The sequence below is a fragment of the Pseudomonas sp. DW-iso17 genome (assembly GCF_058725345.1).
On sequence record NZ_JBZXEA010000004.1, the window covers coordinates 35105 to 52415 of the forward strand.

The 17311-nt window shown below is 59.8% G+C and carries 10 protein-coding genes and 1 pseudogene; 5 read left to right on the top strand and 6 right to left on the bottom strand.

Annotated elements, in window-relative coordinates; genetic code table 11:
• Window positions 1–88 precede the first annotated feature (88 nt).
• The 4 genes from AC4PS6_RS03730 to AC4PS6_RS03745 all read left to right on the top strand — a co-directional run bounded on the left by AC4PS6_RS03730 (window position 89) and on the right by AC4PS6_RS03745 (window position 4848).
• The gene (locus tag AC4PS6_RS03730; RefSeq protein WP_336827249.1) at window positions 89–1591 is read left to right on the top strand and encodes a TolC family protein; all 1503 of its coding nucleotides are present in this window, start codon (window positions 89–91) and stop codon (window positions 1589–1591) included.
• Complete coding sequence (locus AC4PS6_RS03735) at window positions 1588–2760, top strand: HlyD family secretion protein (protein ID WP_032902745.1); 1173 nt, start codon at window positions 1588–1590, stop codon at window positions 2758–2760. Before AC4PS6_RS03730 ends, AC4PS6_RS03735 begins: the two co-directional genes overlap by 4 nt.
• Window positions 2753–4300, top strand: a complete 1548-nt coding sequence (locus AC4PS6_RS03740; RefSeq protein WP_020303026.1) for an MDR family MFS transporter — start codon at window positions 2753–2755, stop codon at window positions 4298–4300. The genes AC4PS6_RS03735 and AC4PS6_RS03740 overlap by 8 nt, the downstream gene beginning before the upstream one ends.
• An 86-nt stretch (window positions 4301–4386) precedes the next feature.
• A complete protein-coding gene (locus AC4PS6_RS03745) occupies window positions 4387–4848 on the top strand; it encodes an SRPBCC family protein (protein ID WP_014719706.1) in 462 nt (153 codons plus the stop codon).
• A 36-nt stretch (window positions 4849–4884) separates the two neighbouring features.
• On the opposite strand, the pseudogene AC4PS6_RS03750 reads toward AC4PS6_RS03745, so the two are convergent.
• The 4 genes and pseudogenes from AC4PS6_RS03750 to AC4PS6_RS03765 form a co-directional block, all read right to left on the bottom strand.
• Window positions 4885–4971: pseudogene (locus AC4PS6_RS03750) on the bottom strand (outer membrane lipoprotein carrier protein LolA); the annotation flags it as partial.
• 46 nt (window positions 4972–5017) lie between these two features.
• Entirely contained in the window at window positions 5018–7441 is a 2424-nt protein-coding gene (locus AC4PS6_RS03755) for a hypothetical protein (protein ID WP_492180695.1), read from the bottom strand.
• Window positions 7442–7923: 482 nt separating this feature from the next.
• Window positions 7924–12879 (bottom strand): hemagglutinin repeat-containing protein, encoded by a 4956-nt coding sequence (locus AC4PS6_RS03760; RefSeq protein ID WP_336827247.1) that lies wholly within the window; start codon window positions 12877–12879, stop codon window positions 7924–7926.
• A gap of 106 nt (window positions 12880–12985) precedes the next feature.
• Complete coding sequence (locus AC4PS6_RS03765; RefSeq protein WP_230957536.1) at window positions 12986–14656, bottom strand: ShlB/FhaC/HecB family hemolysin secretion/activation protein; 1671 nt, start codon at window positions 14654–14656, stop codon at window positions 12986–12988.
• A 517-nt stretch (window positions 14657–15173) separates the two neighbouring features.
• Here AC4PS6_RS03765 and nadA point away from each other — a divergent pair.
• The gene (nadA, locus tag AC4PS6_RS03770) at window positions 15174–16232 is read left to right on the top strand and encodes a quinolinate synthase NadA (protein WP_003193840.1); all 1059 of its coding nucleotides are present in this window, start codon (window positions 15174–15176) and stop codon (window positions 16230–16232) included.
• A gap of 135 nt (window positions 16233–16367) precedes the next feature.
• Here nadA and AC4PS6_RS03775 read toward each other — a convergent pair whose 3' ends face one another.
• Both AC4PS6_RS03775 and AC4PS6_RS03780 read right to left on the bottom strand, forming a co-directional pair.
• Window positions 16368–16856, bottom strand: a complete 489-nt coding sequence (locus AC4PS6_RS03775; RefSeq protein ID WP_032902749.1) for an RDD family protein — start codon at window positions 16854–16856, stop codon at window positions 16368–16370.
• Between the two features lie 94 nt (window positions 16857–16950).
• Window positions 16951–17172, bottom strand: a complete 222-nt coding sequence (locus tag AC4PS6_RS03780; protein WP_014719702.1) for a cold-shock protein — start codon at window positions 17170–17172, stop codon at window positions 16951–16953.
• Window positions 17173–17311: the final 139 nt, after the last annotated feature.

Here is a 17311-nt window from a genome sequence, read left to right on the forward strand (position 1 = left end):
TCGAAACGATGGTTGTCCAGAACTCGGGAGATGCGTACCCCGTTGCGCTTTTACCCTGCGTCTCTACTTGGCTTTCTGGATTTCTTCGATGGGTTCGCCTTCTTTTTTCCCACGGCATGGCCGTCTCTCGCTGCTCGGCGTGGCGGTGGCGTTGTTGGCAGGGTGTTCGTCCTGGATCGCCCATACACCGGCACAGCCACATCCGGAACGCATCAATGCCCTGAGTCACCTGCCCCAAGGTGTCTCGGCCCAAGCGTTACCTGAGCGCTGGTGGCAGTTGTACAACGATCCGCAACTCGACGCGCTGGTGCAAAAGGCCCTGCTGCACAACCGCGACCTGGCGGCGGCCCAGGCCCATGTGCAGGCGATGCTGGCCGGGATCCAGCAGGCCGATGCCGAGCGCTGGCCGTCCACCCAGGCGTCACTGGGTGCCGCTTACGGAAAGACGGCCGATGACCAGACGCTGGCCAAGGCCACCGATAGCCATGCGCCGTCAGAGTGGGCATTCAACCCAGGCTTCGAGCTGGCTTATCAAGTGGATGTGTGGGGCCAGGTTCAGCGCACCATTGAACGTGCCCACGTGCAAACCGCAGCGGCGCAGGATGCCGAAGACTTGCTGCGCATCACAGTCGTGGCGCAAACCACTCGCGCCTATGTGAACGCCTGCGCCCTGGGCGCGCGTGCCAAGGTCCAGCGCCATTCGTTGGACGTGGTCGCGCATAGCCTGGCGTTGACCGATCGCCAGCGCCAGGCCGGTGTGGTGACAGACCTTGAATACAGCCGCATGCAAGCCCTGCAAGGCGAAACCCAGGCGCTGCTGCCGATGCTGGAGGCGCGTCGACAAGCCGCGCTCTACGAATTGGCCATGCTGACGGGCGTCGCTGATCTTGAACAAGGCTCTGGCGCCGCAACGTGTGAAGTGGTGCCACAACTCAATGCCGAGTTACCGGTGGGCGATGGTTGGCAATTATTGGCGCGCCGTCCTGACGTCCGGCAGGCCGAGCGCGCGTTGCAGGCGGCCGCGCTGCAAGTGGATATCGTCCAGGCCGACCTGTACCCCAAGGTGACGTTCGGTGCTTCAGTGTCCTCCTCGACCAACAAACCCCATGAGCTGGGGGACAACCGTGCGGTGATGTTCGGCATCGGCCCGCTGATTACCTGGCAGTTCCCTAATTGGCAGGCCAACCGCGCGCGAGTCAAGCAGGCACGGGCACTCGAGCAGGTGGAGGTCGCACAGTTCGAGGCCAGCGTCCTCAAGGCCCTCAAGGAGGTGCGCCAGGCCCTGGCGTTGTACGACGGCGAGCGGCAACGCCACGCGGCCTTGAGCCGGGCGCTGGACAGCAGCCGCCAAGCCTACAAGTTGGCCCAATTCAACTATGACGCAGGTTCTATCGACTTTCTCGACGTGCTGGACAGTGAGCGAGAACTGATCCGCTTGCAGGCCACGCGCGCCGACGCCGATGGCCAGTTACTGCAACGCCAGATCGGCCTGTTCCGTGCCCTTGGCGGCGGTTGGCAGTCCGGCGCCGTCGAAACCCCGGCCGCTGCGCCCACCCATGCGTCCATCCCTTCTTCCGGTACCCAGCCATGAATATCGCCGTTGATGAAAAAACTGCAGTCCAGGACGAGCAGGAGAATGTGCTCGAGCAACTCATGCATGCGCGTAAGCAACGGCGAAAAAGGAACCTGATCCTGCTGGGCGGCGCCGCGCTGTTGATCGCGGCGGTGGTGTTCGGCGTGTATTGGATGACCGTCGGCCGCTACCTGGAGCAGACCGATGATGCGTATGTGCGGGCCGACTGGATTCCCATCAGCCCGAAGGTCTCAGGCTACGTGGCCGAGGTGATGGTAGAGGACGATCAGCCGGTCAAGGCGGGGGATGTGCTGGTGCGCATCGAGGACCGTGACTACCAGGCCCGTTTGGCACAAGCCCGCGCAGAACTGGCCGAGACCCAGGCCTCGGTGGCGGCGCAAGAGGCCAACTTGAAAGTCACTGACAGCCTGATCGCCCAGCAAAAGGCCGGCGTTGCCCAGGCCGAGGCCCACGCCCGCAGCGTGGCCGCCGAATTGCGCCGCGCAAGCCTGGACCAGCGCCGCTATGAAGGCTTGGTGCGCGAACACGCCGCCAGCGCCCAGCGCTTGGAAACGGCCGCTGCCAGTTACACCCAGGCCAGTGCCGCAGTGGAAATGGCCAAGGCCATGCAACGCCAGCAGGAAACCCGCTTGACCGTGGCCGTCACCCGCCGTCAATGGGCCCAGGCCTCGCTCCAGCAACAGATAGCCCGGCGCAGCCAGGCTGAGGCGCAGTTGAACCTGGCGACGCATGCCCTGGAAGACACCTTGATCCGCTCACCCATTGACGGCGTGGTGGGGCAGCGCAAAGTGCGTACCCGCCAATACGTCGCGCCAGGGTTGCCGCTGCTGGCGGTGGTGCCCTTGCAGCAGGCTTACGTCGTGGCCAACTACAAAGAAACCCAATTGCGCGATATGCGTGCCGGCCAACCGGTGGATATCAGCGTCGACAGTTATTCGGGACGCAAGCTCAAAGGCCATGTGGTGAGCTTCTCGCCAGGCTCTGGGGCGGTGTTCGCACTGTTGCCGTCGGATAACGCCACCGGCAACTTCACCAAGATCGTGCAACGCTTTCCAGTGAAAATCGTCATTGATGAGCATGACGAAGGCGGACCTATCCTGCCGGGCATGTCGGTCATCACCACGGTGGACACCCGCCCAGATAAGCAGGGCGCTGCACATGACTGAAGCGGCTGAAAAGAGCGTCTCCTTTCGCGCCTGGGTGGCCGTGATCGGTGGGCTGTTCGGTTGTTTCATGGCCGGCATGAACGTGCACGTGACCAGCGCCGCGCTGCCGGAGATCGAAGGCTCCCTGGGGGCGACGTTCGAAGAAGGCTCGTGGATTTCCACCGCCTACCTGGTCGCGGAAATCGTCATGATCCCGCTGACCGCCTGGTTGGTGCAGGTGTTCTCTCTGCGGCGTGTGATGCTCGTGGGCTCGTTTGTGTTTTTGGTGGCGTCCATTGCCTGCTCCTGGGCGCCCAACCTGCAAGTGATGATCATCATTCGGGTGATCCAGGGCGCCGCCGGCGCAGTGCTGATTCCCTTGTCATTCCAGCTGATCATCACTGAACTGCCGCCCAGCAAGATCGCGATGGGCATGGCCTTGTTCGCGCTGTCCAACAGCGTCGCCCAGGCCGCCGGGCCGTCCATTGGTGGCTGGCTGACCGATGCCTATTCCTGGCGCTGGATCTTTTACCTGCAACTGGCCCCCGGCATTCTCTTGTTGTTGGCGGTGGCATGGTCGATCGATGCCAAGCCCATGCAGTTGAGCCTGCTCAAACGCGGCGATTGGGGCGGGATCATCGCCATGATCGTCGGCCTGGGTGGCTTGCAGATTGTGCTGGAAGAAGGTGGCCGCAAGGACTGGTTTGGCTCCGATTTCATTGTGTGGATGTCACTGGTGGCCGGCGTGGCCCTGGTGTACTTCGTGCTGTCGCAGTTGTATGGCAGTCGCTCCTTCATCAACCTGCGCCTGCTCAAGAGCTACAACTTCGGCGTGGCCAGCGCAGCGATGTTCATCTTTGGCGGGGCGACTTTCGGCCTGGTGTTCCTGGTGCCCAATTACCTGTCCCAACTGCAGGGCTACAACGCCCGGGAGATTGGCATCAGCCTGATCGCCTACGGCATGGTGCAGCTGGTACTGGCGCCGTTCATGCCGCGCCTGATGAAGTGGCTCAACCCGAAACTGATGGTCGCCAGTGGCTTTTTCATTATGGCCCTGGGGTGCTACCTCGGCGCGCACCTGGACGTGGACAGCGCCGCCAACGTGATTATTCCGTCCACCGTGGTACGGGGCATCGGGCAGCCGCTGATCATGGTGGCGCTTTCCGTGCTCGCGGTGTCTGGCCTGGCCAAAGATGAAGCCGGCTCCGCCTCGGCCTTGTTCTCCATGCTGCGCAACCTGGGTGGTGCCGTGGGTACCGCGGGCCTGACGCAGATCGTGGCCATGCGCGAGCGCTTTCACTCTGAGCGGGTAGGGGAGTCGATCACGCTGTTTTCCCCGTCCTTTCAGGAGCGCCTGCGCGCCAGCATGGCTGACAGCGAGGCTTTTATCTTCAACCAGCTATTACCCGCTCAACAGCAGGTCCTTGAGGGCTTGATCCACACCGTGCGTCGTGAGGCGTACCTGATGGCCTACAGCGATGCGTTTTATGTGTCCTGTATTGCGTTGATCGTGTGCGGGGTAGCAGCCTTGGCATTACGGCAGTCAGCCAAGAGCGGATAACCACGCCAAGCAGGTGTTGAACTTGTACAGCCCACTGCATTTGGTAGGCGCCCACTATCCGCCCTTCGGAAAAAAGGAGCTCTCTCATGCAACAACCCGATACCCTGGTCCGTAACCCGGTGGGCAACCCTGTCGTCGCCAGCGTCAGCGTGAATGCCGAAGCTCGCAGTGTGTGGAGTGTGGTCGGAGATTTCGCCGGTTTCGCGAAGTTTATTCCGGCCTTGTCTCATATCGATATGACGGGCGAGGGCGTGCGTTCGGTACGCAAAAAGCTGTTCAAGGACGGCAATGTGGTGATCGAGCAACTCAACAGCCATGACGACCAAGCCATGACCATGACCTGGTCACTGATCTACACCTCGCTGAACATCGGCAACCTGTGGGCGCTGATGGAGGTGGTGCCACAAGGCCCGAACCAGAGCCTGGCGACCTGGACCATCATTGGTCAGCCCTACACGGGCGGCAAGGAAGACGTACCGGCGTTCGAAGCCTTCCTGCAAGGCTTTGCCGATGACGCGATGAAGAACGTACAGGCACTCTTCAACTGACATGACGCGCAGGGTGGCGCGCTGAGAATGTGCCTAGGTAGGAGCGAGCTTGCTCGCGAAAAACCTGAGGGCGCCGCGTACTCTCAACATGCCAGCGTCATCGTTAACGTCTTTCGCGAGCAAGCTCGCTCCTACAGTGGGGTGGGCCTTCCCCGACAGTGCCCACCGTTTATGGTTTTGGAAAGGTCTCGGGTTTATAAGTAAAAGCCCACCATTTAAACGGATTCCAATGGGGGTTTTTCTTTGCCGGTTTGAAGTTTCTGTTTTTTGCCATTTCTCGAGAGACGTATTTTTCCGCTTCGGATCTGGCCAATGCCTTATCAGCGTCAGTCAGTGGAGTGTTCTGATTTTTTTTCAGGGTGTCCAGATAGATATTTTCTACTTTTACAATCGCAGCATTTATATCTTCCGGTACTAGGTTGGCGGTGAGGGTGCCGCTATAGCCCTTGACAGGGCGCCCTATGAGCTTCTGAAACTCCGCCGCGAAGGACGCATCTCCACCACTTGCAGAGTCACATGACAGTAGTCTTACGTTGTCAAACGTTTCCGGGTAAATGCCCGAGTCATGAAGTGTCTGAAGTAACTCTTGTGGCGTATTGAGTTTTCCGTTGTATGAAACTTTCGAGATGCCAGTAGCCGGGTCGACGCTTCCGTGCACCAGGATGTTGAGTCGTTCTTGACGGCCGTTTTTGTTGAAGTCGGTAAATGTATAAAGTTTTTCGTCAAGGGAATTTAGCTCGTTAAGCTCTCCACTTAGTACTACGTTTTTATCCACAGTGGAAAAAAGCGCTTCGCCGGTCGGTAAGTTCTCTACGGATGTCAGAAGTGAGCGCTCACTGTTTGGTATTTCGATTGTCGGAGGGACACCTTCACTGACGTGTGGTGTATCCGGTTCGCTTGGTGCGGTATTGGCGACGGAGGACACGTCGCTGTCATTCGCGGCGTTTACTTTCCTCACGAAATCAAAACGGTTGCTTTGCTCATTGTATTTCCAGCCGTAATGTTCGCTGCCAGCGATAGTCGATGCGGAGGGTGCTTCGCCCAACCCAGCCTCAGCTCCAAATGGTGCGAGTTCGTGCGCCAGCTGCAAGCCCGATATCACTGCAGCCGCTGTGCCGCCAACACGATCGTCGGCGGTCATACCATAAATGGAATCATGGGTACCGAAGACAATATTGCCCGCGTTTCCAAGGATGGGCACATAGCCGAAGGTGCGCCCCCATAATTCTTTGGCTTCCTTCCACGTTTGCTTCGAGGAACCAAATACCTCTGTTTGATCGGCCCGCACGGCATTGTTGGCGTTGATCTTTTTATAATTGCTGGCAATACCAGAGTTCAGATCTCCAAATTTTAAATGGTAGGTTTTCTTTCGCGATTGAGTGTAATTAAATAACTCTCTAACCGGAATCTGTTTGTCGCTGAGTAGATTTTTGCGTCCCGGATAGTGCGCATGATTACCCTCAATCAAATTTTCGAGCACACTGCTCGCTGATGGCCAATGAGCATCCTTTCCGCCTTGTCTGTCTTCGGCGTTAAAGCTGGCTTTTAAGGCATCACGGTTGTCTTTGGCCCAACGAGCAAAATCATCGTCTCCGCGTATTTCGCTGACTGTGCCGTTCTTCAAGTCGAGCATCAGGCCTTGATTGGGGCGGGTGTCATAATTGCCGTGATAGTTGACATAAGGAATAAACGCATACCCGGCCAGTGGATAACCGTATATGTTGGGTATGACGACATTTCCCTTATTGTCTAGCGTGCGTTCAACGGCTGATCGGCCTTCAGGCGATAGCATTTTATACGCATCTTTGTCGTTACGCAGGCCTTGCAAAGTTCCCAGCACAACATAAGCATCGGCTTTTCCCGAGTGCTTCGCCAATTCGCCCGTCTCGTCGCTCATGGTGGAGGCGACATCATCTTGCCAATGATTTTGTAGCTTCGCACCCAGCGCTTCCAGATCGTTGATCTTGCTCCGGTCTTGCGGCTTGATTTCCATGGTCTGGAAGTTGAGCAGGCCACCTCCCGGTGGTTTATCGTGCTTAAGAGCACCGGCTGCAATTTCCCATGCAAAATAGGTGCGTGTATCGGTGTTGGTCTCGACTTCCGGCTTCCATTTTCCAACGTAACTTTTGAAAGTTACAGTGATTTTTTCATGCGGGTCGAACCCGGCAGCCAATAACCCGCCGCTGAAATAACCGGCAGGCTCCAGGAACGGGCGAGTTTTCTGGAACCTGATATTACTTTCGTTTTCTTCACCGCTTTCTTCTATTTTCTTGATTTGCGTGACAACACGGTCGGCGTAAGCGTCAATCCTCTGTAGCTGTTCCTGGTGCGTATAACTTGCTGTGGGAGGGGAAACGCTGACAGAGCCATAAATGACTCCCTTGGCGAAATCTAACTCATGGTCGGGGGCGGGCGCAGGGATCGGTTTTTGTCCCAGCCCCAGCTTTTTATCTTCCGAGGCGCTCGGCGCGTCCGGAAGTGTATTTTTGACTGGCGGTGCATCGTCAATTGCCCGAGTGGAGCGACGGTGTTCAGCATTTGTTGTATGGGGATAGTTGCTGAGTGGCTGTGGCACGGGCGAGAATATATTCATTGCTGGGTCACTTTATTTATATGAGATCAACGATATAGCTTTAAACGCAGTCGTTCGGCGGGCGTGTGTGCACTGCACTAACATGCCATACCCTTTTAACGGGCTCACTGTTTAACCTCTGTTTATGGTTATAGACGCCAAAGGGAAGCGCTGAATTTTCTGGTGCGTCCGTCTGTCGAGCTTATTTTCTCTTGTTTGAAAATATCCGCATGAGGTTAGTTTTTTGTTGGGTGGTTGAGGTCTGTGAAAGGTTCCACTTTCTGGGTGTGCTTTGTTTGTAAGAACGCGATCATAAGGACCAACCTACAGCGACCCGAGAAAAAGCGTACAACTGAGCGCGCCGGCTGGCACGCTGAGAATGTGCCTGTGGAGCGAGCTTGCTCGCGAAAAACCTGAGGGCGCCGTGTACTCCAAGCATGCCAGCATCATCGTTAACGTTCTTCGCGAGCAAGCTCGCTCCTACAGTGGGGTGGCTTTACCCTTTAGTTGATGGCCTGATCAATCCCCGCCTGCAAGGCCTGGCTCTCACTGTGCCCACCCGCTCGCAGCGGGCCCAGATTTAAAGCTTGGTCCTTGCGCGTGGCGTCGTCGTGTTTCTGCGTCAGTTCGTCCTTGGCGCCCAGGGCCAGGTTGACCGGTGACTTCGAAACGTTCAGCCCGACATCGGCACGGTAGTCGCTGCCGGCCAGTGTGGTTGCAGTCACCTTGGAGCCACCCAGCTCAACCTTGCCATTGGGCGCACTGATCCGCGCGCCCGTGAGCTGGGTATCACCCTTCACCAGCAGGTTGACGCCGTGGCCTGCGCGAATGCCTGACGCCTGGGTGACGCTGTCCTTGACCACATGGCTGACATCCAGATACAGGGTCGGGGTGTAGCTGGTGTTGCCGCTCTTGTCGCCGAACAACACGCTTTCGGCGGTGTTGGCCACCTTGCTGCCGGTGGTGTCTTTGCCACTGACGGTGTAGCTGTCGCTGGTTTTTGGCCAGACCTTATCCTTGAAGCCAGACAGGCGTGTGCCCAGGGCGTCGGTCTTGTCTGCCAGGTAAGCCTTGGCCTTGTCCACGCGAGTACCGAAGGCGCCACGGGGTTGCGGGTTCACGTCGTAGCTGCCACTGCGGGTAAGTTTTTCGCCCAGGCGTTCCTTGGCATTGACCACGCTGTTGACCACGCTGTCCTTGGCCGAAGCCAGGTGCCCGGTGCCTTTGTCTACGACGTTCTCCAGCTTGTCGCGATGCTTGTCGAACGCACCTTCAGCCTTGGCTTGTACCTTGTCCTTCAGGGGGCCGCTGGTTTTGGCCAGCTTATCCACCACCCCCGGCTGGTTCTTCTCGACATCCAGCCTGGCGTCAACATTCACCTGGGTGCTGTTGACGTGGTCCTTGCGGCTTTCGACGACGAGGTCGCCGCCCACCGTGCCGTGCACCTTGTCGGCGTCGATACGCGCTCCGGCCAGATGGGTATCGCCGCCACTGTTTAGGGTGACGTCACCCGCCGTGATCACGCTGTTGTGCTGCGTGGTGCCTTGCAAGTGATCCACATCGACCTTGGCCCGCGCATTGATGCCGCGCTGGGTCTTGGGTGTCTCATGTTCACCGGCGTCGGCCAAGGTGGTTTTGCCGATGCTGGCGCCTGCGCCCAGGGTCACGCCCCAGCTGTTATGGGCCTGGGTCGATTGTGCGGACTCTTGCAGGATGCCGCCGTTTTGCGCATCCAGGCTAACGCTGGCTGCGCTGACCTGAGTGCCCTGCAAGTGGATGGCATCGGTTGCCTCAGCGCCACTGGCGAGGCTGACCTTGCCGCTGCTGTGCAATTGCCCGACGACCGCGCTCTTGTCGTTCTCCGCCACTTTACCAATATTGAAATTGGCGCTGAGGCTGCCGGTCTTGCTGCTGCTTTCGGCGCTGCTGGTCTTGCCGGCACCGAGGGTCAGACCGCCGCCCAGGTTGCTGCCGTTGCTGACGTGGCTGTCGGTGGCGGCTTGCAGGTCCAGCTTGCCGCCGGCATTGAGGCTGATATCGCCAGCCTTTGCGCCCGTGCTGCCGATCTGCGTGCCTTGCAGGGTCATGTCTGCGCCGCTGCTGAACTGAACGGGGCCGCTGCCTTGAATGGTCGCGACCTGTGCCTGGCTGTTCTGGATGTCCAGGCGCTTGTTATCCAACTGCACGCCGGCACCGAGGTTGATGTTGCTGCCATTCGCACCGGGCGCGGTGCCCACCGTCAGTGAGCCGTTGCCGCGCAGCGTGCTGCTGTTTTTGCTCTGGGTGTTGGTGGCCTGGTTGAGCGCCAGCTCACCGCCGGTCTTGAGGTTAACCCCGGCCTGGCCGCCGTCGAACTGGCTGCCTTCATAACGGGCATCGCCCTTGGCCTCGATGCTCACGCCTTGGCTGGCCACATAGCTGCCGAGCACCGCCGTGCTGGTGGATTCGCGCACATCGCTGCTGCCGCCCAGGCCGCTGCCGCGCACATTCACGTCTTCGCCGGTGGTGGTATAGACCCGCACGCCAGCCTTGGCGTCCACGCTTTGCTCGCTGCTGCTGTGGGTGTTGGCCGCTGCCGTGGCCAGGTGCTCGCCGGCCTTGATGTTCAGCCCGCCCTCGGTGGCGCGGTACTGGGTGCCCTCGTCCTGCAACGTGCCGGCTGCATTGACCTGCACCGCGGCGCCACTGAACTGGCTGACCACGGCGGTGCTGTCTTGCGTTGTGCCGGTTTTGTTCGTGTGCCCGACTTCCACATCCAGGCCGACATTGGGTTGCTCGAACGCGTCCAGCAAACCGGGCTGATGGAACTTGGCCTGGGCCACGCCCTCGACGGCTTTTTCGATCGGGCGGGTAATGCCTTTGTATTCCACATTGGCGCCAACATCGGCGGTCCAGCCGTTTTCCTTGTGGGTGCTGGTCTCGGTGGAATGGGCAGCCTGGTTGTCGATCTGACCCGCGTTGACCTGCAGTTCGGCGCCGGCCTTGGCCTGTGCACCCTCGCTGGTGAAGGTGTTGCCAGCGTTGATGGTCAGCTTGCCGGTCGCGGCCACGGTGCTGGTTTGCGCGGTGGTTTTTTCAGTGGTGTCTTGGCTGCTTTGGTGGCTGAACTGAGCGCCACTGCCTGCCCGATCAATGCCGCCGGTGTAATAGAAACTGCCGCCGGTGGTGGTGGTGTCGACGGCTTCGGTGCGCTTGTCGTGGGCGGCCAACAGCTCGACGTTGTTGCCGCTCAGGGTGGCATCGCCTGCGGTTGCCTTGAGGTCCGAACCCTGGATGCTCACATCGCCACCGGCCTTTACTACGACACTGCCGCCCTTGAGGCTGGAACCCTGCTGCTGGGTGGTGTCGGTCTTGCGGGTTTGCTGCTGGTCTTCATAGCTCAACCCCGCACGGTACTGGCGGCTGACGCCCTCGGTTTCCTTGGCGTAGCCATCGAAGCCACGGCTATGGGTGCGAGTGGTGTCGTGGGTTGTGTTCTCGGCGGCAACGACCTTGATATCGCCCTTGGCATCCGCTTGCAGTTCACCCGCGGCGGATACCTGGGAGCCACTGACGGTGATGTCCTTGGCACTTTGCAGCTTGAGGTTGCTGTCCGAGCGCAGGTCGCTGGCAACCACGGTGCTGTCCTTGAGGTTCTTGCGGCTTTCATCCTTGGAGAGGCCGAAGAATTTGCTGTCATTGTTGTAGCGGTTGTCGTGGGAGCTGTCCTGGACGCCGTCGATCACCAGCGAACCTTTGTCGCTGATGACATTGGCCTGCTTGCCGCCACGGGCCTGGCTACCGCTGATGCGCACGTCGTCGGCCTTGACGATCAGCTTGCCGTCGGCGTTGACTTTGCTGCCGGTGTTCGACGTCTTGCCCTGGTCACCGTCGCCTTGCTTGCCGAAGAAGCTGCCACCGGTGAGGTCGCCGGAGTAGGCGTTGTCGCGGCTGCTCTGGGTACGGCTGGCGCTGGTGATTTCCACGTGCCGGGCGGCCAGTTGAATATCGCCGGGGGTTTTCAGCTCGGCGCCTTGCACTTGCAGCTTCTGTTGGCTGGTCAGCTCCAGTGTCTTTCCGGCCTTGAGGCTGCTGGTGATGCTGCGTTGTTCGCTGCTGGATTTATCCCAGTTGGCTTTCCACAGGTGTTTGCGATGGTTGCCCTGGTCGCGGCTTTCATGGGTTTCGGTGGCGGCGTTCACCTGAAGGTCTGCGCCGCTGTCGACGCGCAGAGTGTTGCCCGCTTCCACATGGCTGGCTTTGATCTCGGTGTTGGCGCCGGAAGACAGCGCCGCGTCCTGTTGCGCCACGACCTTGTTGCCGTGCTGGCGCGAGTCTTTGTCGGTGGTGGTGCGGTCGTAGGTTTCGTAGGTGAACAAGAAGTTGCTGTTGTTCCACTGCTCACGCTTTTCCTGGAGCTTGCGGCTTTCCAGGCTGCTGAGGGTCAGGTTGCGGCTGGCGTCGAGTTTGACGTTGCGCCCGCTGACGTCGGTGGCGGCCAGGTTCAAGTCCTTGGCACTGTGCAAATCGACATCGCCCTGGCGGCTGTGCACGCCAGCGCGGGTGGCGTCGAGGCTGTCGGCATGCACATGGCCGCTGATGTCGAGGTCGCCGGCCGAACTGATCTTCACCCCGTCAGTGCCTTGCACCTGCACACCGCCCACACGCACACCGGCGCCCTCGGCGGTGCTGATGATGTTGATGCGCCCGGCCTGCATGGCGCCGAACAGGCGTGCGTCGATGCGTTGGTCCTGGGTCTTGCTGGCCGGGTCGACTTGGCGCACTTGCCCGCTGGCGAAATCGACCTGATTACGGCCCACCGTGAGGTTCAATTGATCGCGGGCGCTGAGGCGACCTTCGCTGTCGATGCGCGGCGCGATCAGGTTGATAGAGCCCTCGCGGTTGTGCAGGCCCTGGCCTTGCACTGTCAGTTGGCCGTTGGCATCGCGGGTGCTCAAGGCTTGCAGCTTGCCGTCGTTGAGTTCAGGGCGGCCGACCACCAGGTTGGCATTGGGCGTGTTGATGAAACTGCCGCCATTCACCGAAATGCCGTTAGGGTTGGCCAGCACGTAATCGGCTGCCTGGCCAAAAATCTCCTGGGCGCCATTGAGGGTCGAGGCGTTGCGGCTGATCACTTCATTGAGGATCACGCTCGCCGCCTGGCCCTGGAACTGCGGGTTGGCTGCCAACTGCCCGGCGAGTTGGGACTGGCCAGCCTGCAAGGCGTTGTTCAACACCAGGCCCTGGCGGTCGACGTTGTAGTCCAAAAACTGGTTATGGGACAGGCCACCGGCGTTCGGCGCGACGATGTTGACGATGGGTACACCGCCCTGGTTTTGCAGTTGCGGCGTGCCGCCAGGGCCTTCGACGACGGTCAAGCCTGCGGCGAGCGCGAGTTGCGGCAGCAGGAACAGGCTGGCGATGGCCCAGCGCAGTTTGCCCTGGGGTGAAAGGTGGAAGCTGTGTGGAGTAGTCGGCATAAATAATCTCGCTCTGTGTTGGCTGATCCACGACGCGCGTTGTTCGTTGCAACGCTGCTGGAGTGGCCAGGTACGGCGGTGACTCAGGCAAAAAACGGGTGTGAGCTCATATCTGCACGCTAAGGCGCGTCAGCCAGACCTCCGGCTCCTGGCGAAAACCTGTAGGGGTGTTGAGGTTGCGTTGGTAGTCGACGTCGAGCTGCACGTTCTTCCAGCTCAGGTTGAGCCCCGCGCTGGCGCCGCTCAGGCGTTGGCTCCGGGCACCGTGTTCGTGCTTGACCCAGCCGTTGTCCAGGCCCAGGCGCGGGGTGAGCTTCACCGGCAAGTCAGTATTGAGCGGCAGGCGCAAAGTGTTGCGCCATACCGTGCCAATGGCACCGGAAGTACTGTTTTCGCGGTAGCCGCGCACGGCCGAGTCGTCGGTGATCAGCAGTTGTTCGATGGCGGGCAATGCATCCGGGCTGTACTGCACCGATAACTGGCTTTGCCACTGCCACGGCTGCGCTGCCCATTGGCCGTTGCGCCATTGGGTGAGGTTGGCGCGGTACTTTTGAAACTGCGCCTTGGGCTGGTTTTTCTGCACTTGGCTGGCATCGCGATCGGCGCCGAACCAGGTCAGGCCCTGGGCGTAGTTGACGTCCAGGTTCCACACCGCACTGTTGAGCCAGAACAGGTTCAGGCCCGCTTCGGCCACGGTCAGCGTCGGGCTCTGGATGTCCAGGTGTACCTTTTGCAGGTAGCTGTCGACGTCTTTGTAGGCCAGTTGCAGGTTGGCGCTCAGTTGGTGGCCCTGGTCGCGCCACAGCACACGGTCGCTGCGCAGGCTGACTTGATCGGTGCGGCCACTGTTGTAGAACGTGGCACGGCTGAGCTTGAACGGCGAGCGGTATTCGGCATGGCTGGCGAACAGGCTGTAGGTCCAGTAACCGTAGGGAATCGAGTAGAACAGGCTGTGGCTGCGGCTGTAGCGCGGCCCATGGTTGAGCGTGTCGCTGAAGCTCAGGTTGAGCGAGTCGTTGATTTGCAGCGGGCTGTCCAGGCTCAAGTTGATTGCATTGCGATCCCGCCCGGTGCCGGCGCTGCCGAGGTTATCCACCCCCAGGCCCAGGGCCCAGCGCGAGGCGCTGCTGCGCGTGCGCAGGATGATGCGCGAGGCGCCCGCAGTGCTGCCTGGGGCGATGTCGGCGGTGAGGTCGACCGAGCGCAGGCGATTGAGCTGGTCCAGGCCCTGTTCCAGGTCTCGCAGGTTCAGTGGTTTGCCGAGCATGCCGGGGAATGCCCCGCCCAATGACACCGGCAGGCTCTGGTCGGCCAGCTCGATGGTCTCCAGGTAGCCTTCTTCGACGTGAATATCCAGCGGCTGCCCGGCGGTGGGTGCACTGATCAGGTAGGGGCGGCTGGCGATATAACCGGCCTCGACATACAGCCGGGTGATCTCGGCCAGCAGGCGGTTGATCTGGGTGACGCCCATGCAAGGCGCCACGTAGGGCTCGATGTGTTTGTCCAACTCGGCACGGCTGAACAGCGTGACCCCGGCCAGGCGCGTACCGCTCAAGGGCCAGCAATGTTCATCCTTGGCGATGTCCGTGGGCAAGGCGGGTATGGCCGCTGGTGTACCGAAGCTGCCGCGTTGCATCTGGCGTTGGCGCTGCTCCAGGTGTAATTGCTGCAGGTCGCGTTGCTGTTGTTGCTGCAAGCGCAGGGCTTCCTGGCCTGGCTGCGGCACCTCGGCGCCAGCCACGGGCAGCGCCCACAGGCAGAGCAGGGCGATGCCCAGATTACGGATACAACACAAGTGTCCGGTTGAGAGCTGATTTGGCACTCGACATCCTTAACGTAGAAATACACACGATCCATACCGTCTGAGCCAGCGTTGAACTCAGCGGTAGTTGCCCTACTTGAGTGAGTGGTCGACGGTTTGTTACATCGCTGTAGGATTTATTACACAAGACGTAAGAAAAATCGCGTAATTCAGTGCTTAAATGCACAAAATTAGGGCGCGACAGGGTGTGGGGGCCTGATATTCCTGATTTTTCAGGCGTGTGGGAGGGAAAGGGTCGGTTTTGATTGTTGTGCAGGCATCGCCTAATCGGCGTGTCGCGGCCAGGGATCGGGCACTTGGCCGGGTCACTAGATTAGGCTTTTGAATCCATTGGATATTCTGTAGCCTTGCGCAGCTTTAAGCTTTACCCGTGCTTGATGAACAAAAACACTTCGTCCGGCGGCGCCCGAAGGGCTCCGGAGCCGGTGGTACACTCGACTTTCGCGCTACTGCGCCTGCAGGTCTTGCGAACATGACGCACATTTCCGAACGCCTACTGGTTCAAGCCCACCTCGACGCCAAGCAGCCCAAGGTGCTCAGCGCTGCTGAAGAGGCGAGCCTGCGAACCGCCATTGCCGCCGAGCTCAAGGCTCAGGACGCGGTGTTGGTTGCCCACTTTTATTGCGACCCGGTGATTCAGGCCCTGGCCGAAGAAACCGGTGGCTGTGTTTCCGACTCCCTGGAGATGGCGCGCTTCGGTGCCGCCCACCCTGCCAAGACCGTACTGGTGGCTGGCGTGCGTTTCATGGGGGAGACCGCCAAGATCCTCACGCCTGAAAAACGCATCCTGATGCCGACCCTGGAAGCCACCTGCTCCCTGGACCTGGGTTGCCCGGTGGATGAGTTTTCCGCGTTCTGCGATCAACACCCCGAGCGCACCGTGGTGGTGTACGCCAACACCTCGGCGGCGGTCAAAGCCCGGGCGGATTGGGTGGTGACCTCCAGCTGCGCGCTGGAAATCGTCGAAAGCCTGATGGACAACGGCGAGACCATTATCTGGGGCCCGGACAAACACCTGGGCACCTACATCCAGCGCCAGACCGGTGCCGACATGCTGCTGTGGGACGGTGCCTGCATCGTCCACGAAGAGTTCAAGTCCAAGCAGCTCGAAGACATGAAGGCGCTCTACCCGGATGCAGCGATCCTGGTGCACCCGGAGTCACCGACTTCGGTGATCGAACTGGCGGACGCGGTGGGTTCCACCAGCCAGCTGATCGCCGCAGCGCAACGCTTGCCGAACAAAACCTTTATCGTCGCCACCGACCGCGGCATCTTCTACAAGATGCAGCAGCTGTGCCCGGACAAAGTCTTCGTCGAAGCGCCTACCGCCGGTAACGGTGCAGCCTGCCGCAGTTGCGCGCACTGCCCGTGGATGGCGATGAATACGCTGGAGCGCACGTTGCAATGCCTGCGCGAGGGCAGTAATGAGATCTTCGTGGAACCGGCGGTGATTCCGCAGGCGGTACGGCCGCTCAAGCGCATGCTCGACTTTACCCAGGCAGCACGGTTGAAACTGGCCGGCAACGCCTGATCCTCAGGCTGAGACAAATCAAAATGTGGGAGCTGGCTTGCCTGCGATAGCGGTGTAACAGTCACAGGTGTTTTGACTGCAAGACCGCTATCGCAGGCAAGCCAGCTCCCACAGTTGATCTGTGATGCGCTTGAGTTACTTCTTTTGCTTCGGGATCCGCACCAACTGCGTATCCGAATAGATGTCATGCCAGCTGCGTTTGTGTTTATCGAACAACGACCAGATAAACCCCAACCCCACGCACAGCCATGACGCAATCGACACCACAAAACGCAACAGTGCCTGCCACAGGCTGATCCGCGACCCATCGGCGTTTTGCACGCGCACGCCCCACACCTGCATGCCCAGGGTTTGCCCCGAATGGGTCCAGAACTTGGCGAAGAACCCGAACAGCACGAACAGCAGCAGAGTCGACAGCAACGGGTCACCGTCCAGCGCGCCGGACTCGGTGAGCGTGCGCATCTTCGCTTCGCCCACGAAGGCGATCCACACCAACTTGTAGATAAACGCGGTGACGATCAGCAGGGCGGTGCACAGCAGGAAATCGTAGAACATCGCTGCCAGGCGACGGCCCAGGCCAACGGCGGGGAATTCGCCCTGGGGGCTCAACAGGGGTTTGGACATGGCAGGGCTCTCTGGAGAAAGCACGCAGTTTACGCAATGGCGCCCATAAAAAAGCCCCTGATGTCATATCAGGGGCTTTTTGTCGCAGCAAGGATCAGCCTTCTGCTTGTACTTCGTCAGCCTGCAGGCCTTTTTGCCCTTGTACTGAAACGAAGGTGACCTTCTGGCCTTCCTTCAGGCTCTTGAAACCGTTGCCCTGGATAGCGCGGAAATGCACGAACAGATCCGGGCCGCTTTCAGGAGTGATAAAACCAAACCCTTTCTCGTCGTTGAACCACTTGACGGTACCGCTCTGACGTCCACCTTTATCCGACATTTTCTTCTTTCCTTTGACGCTAAAAATTAATGACAGCCCCTTTCACACGAAAGAGTACTGGGCTGGGTTGCAGGAAAGTAAGAGACGTCGAACGGGTTGTAGCAAACTACTTGAGCTACTGCCCAGGTCCAGGTTCCAA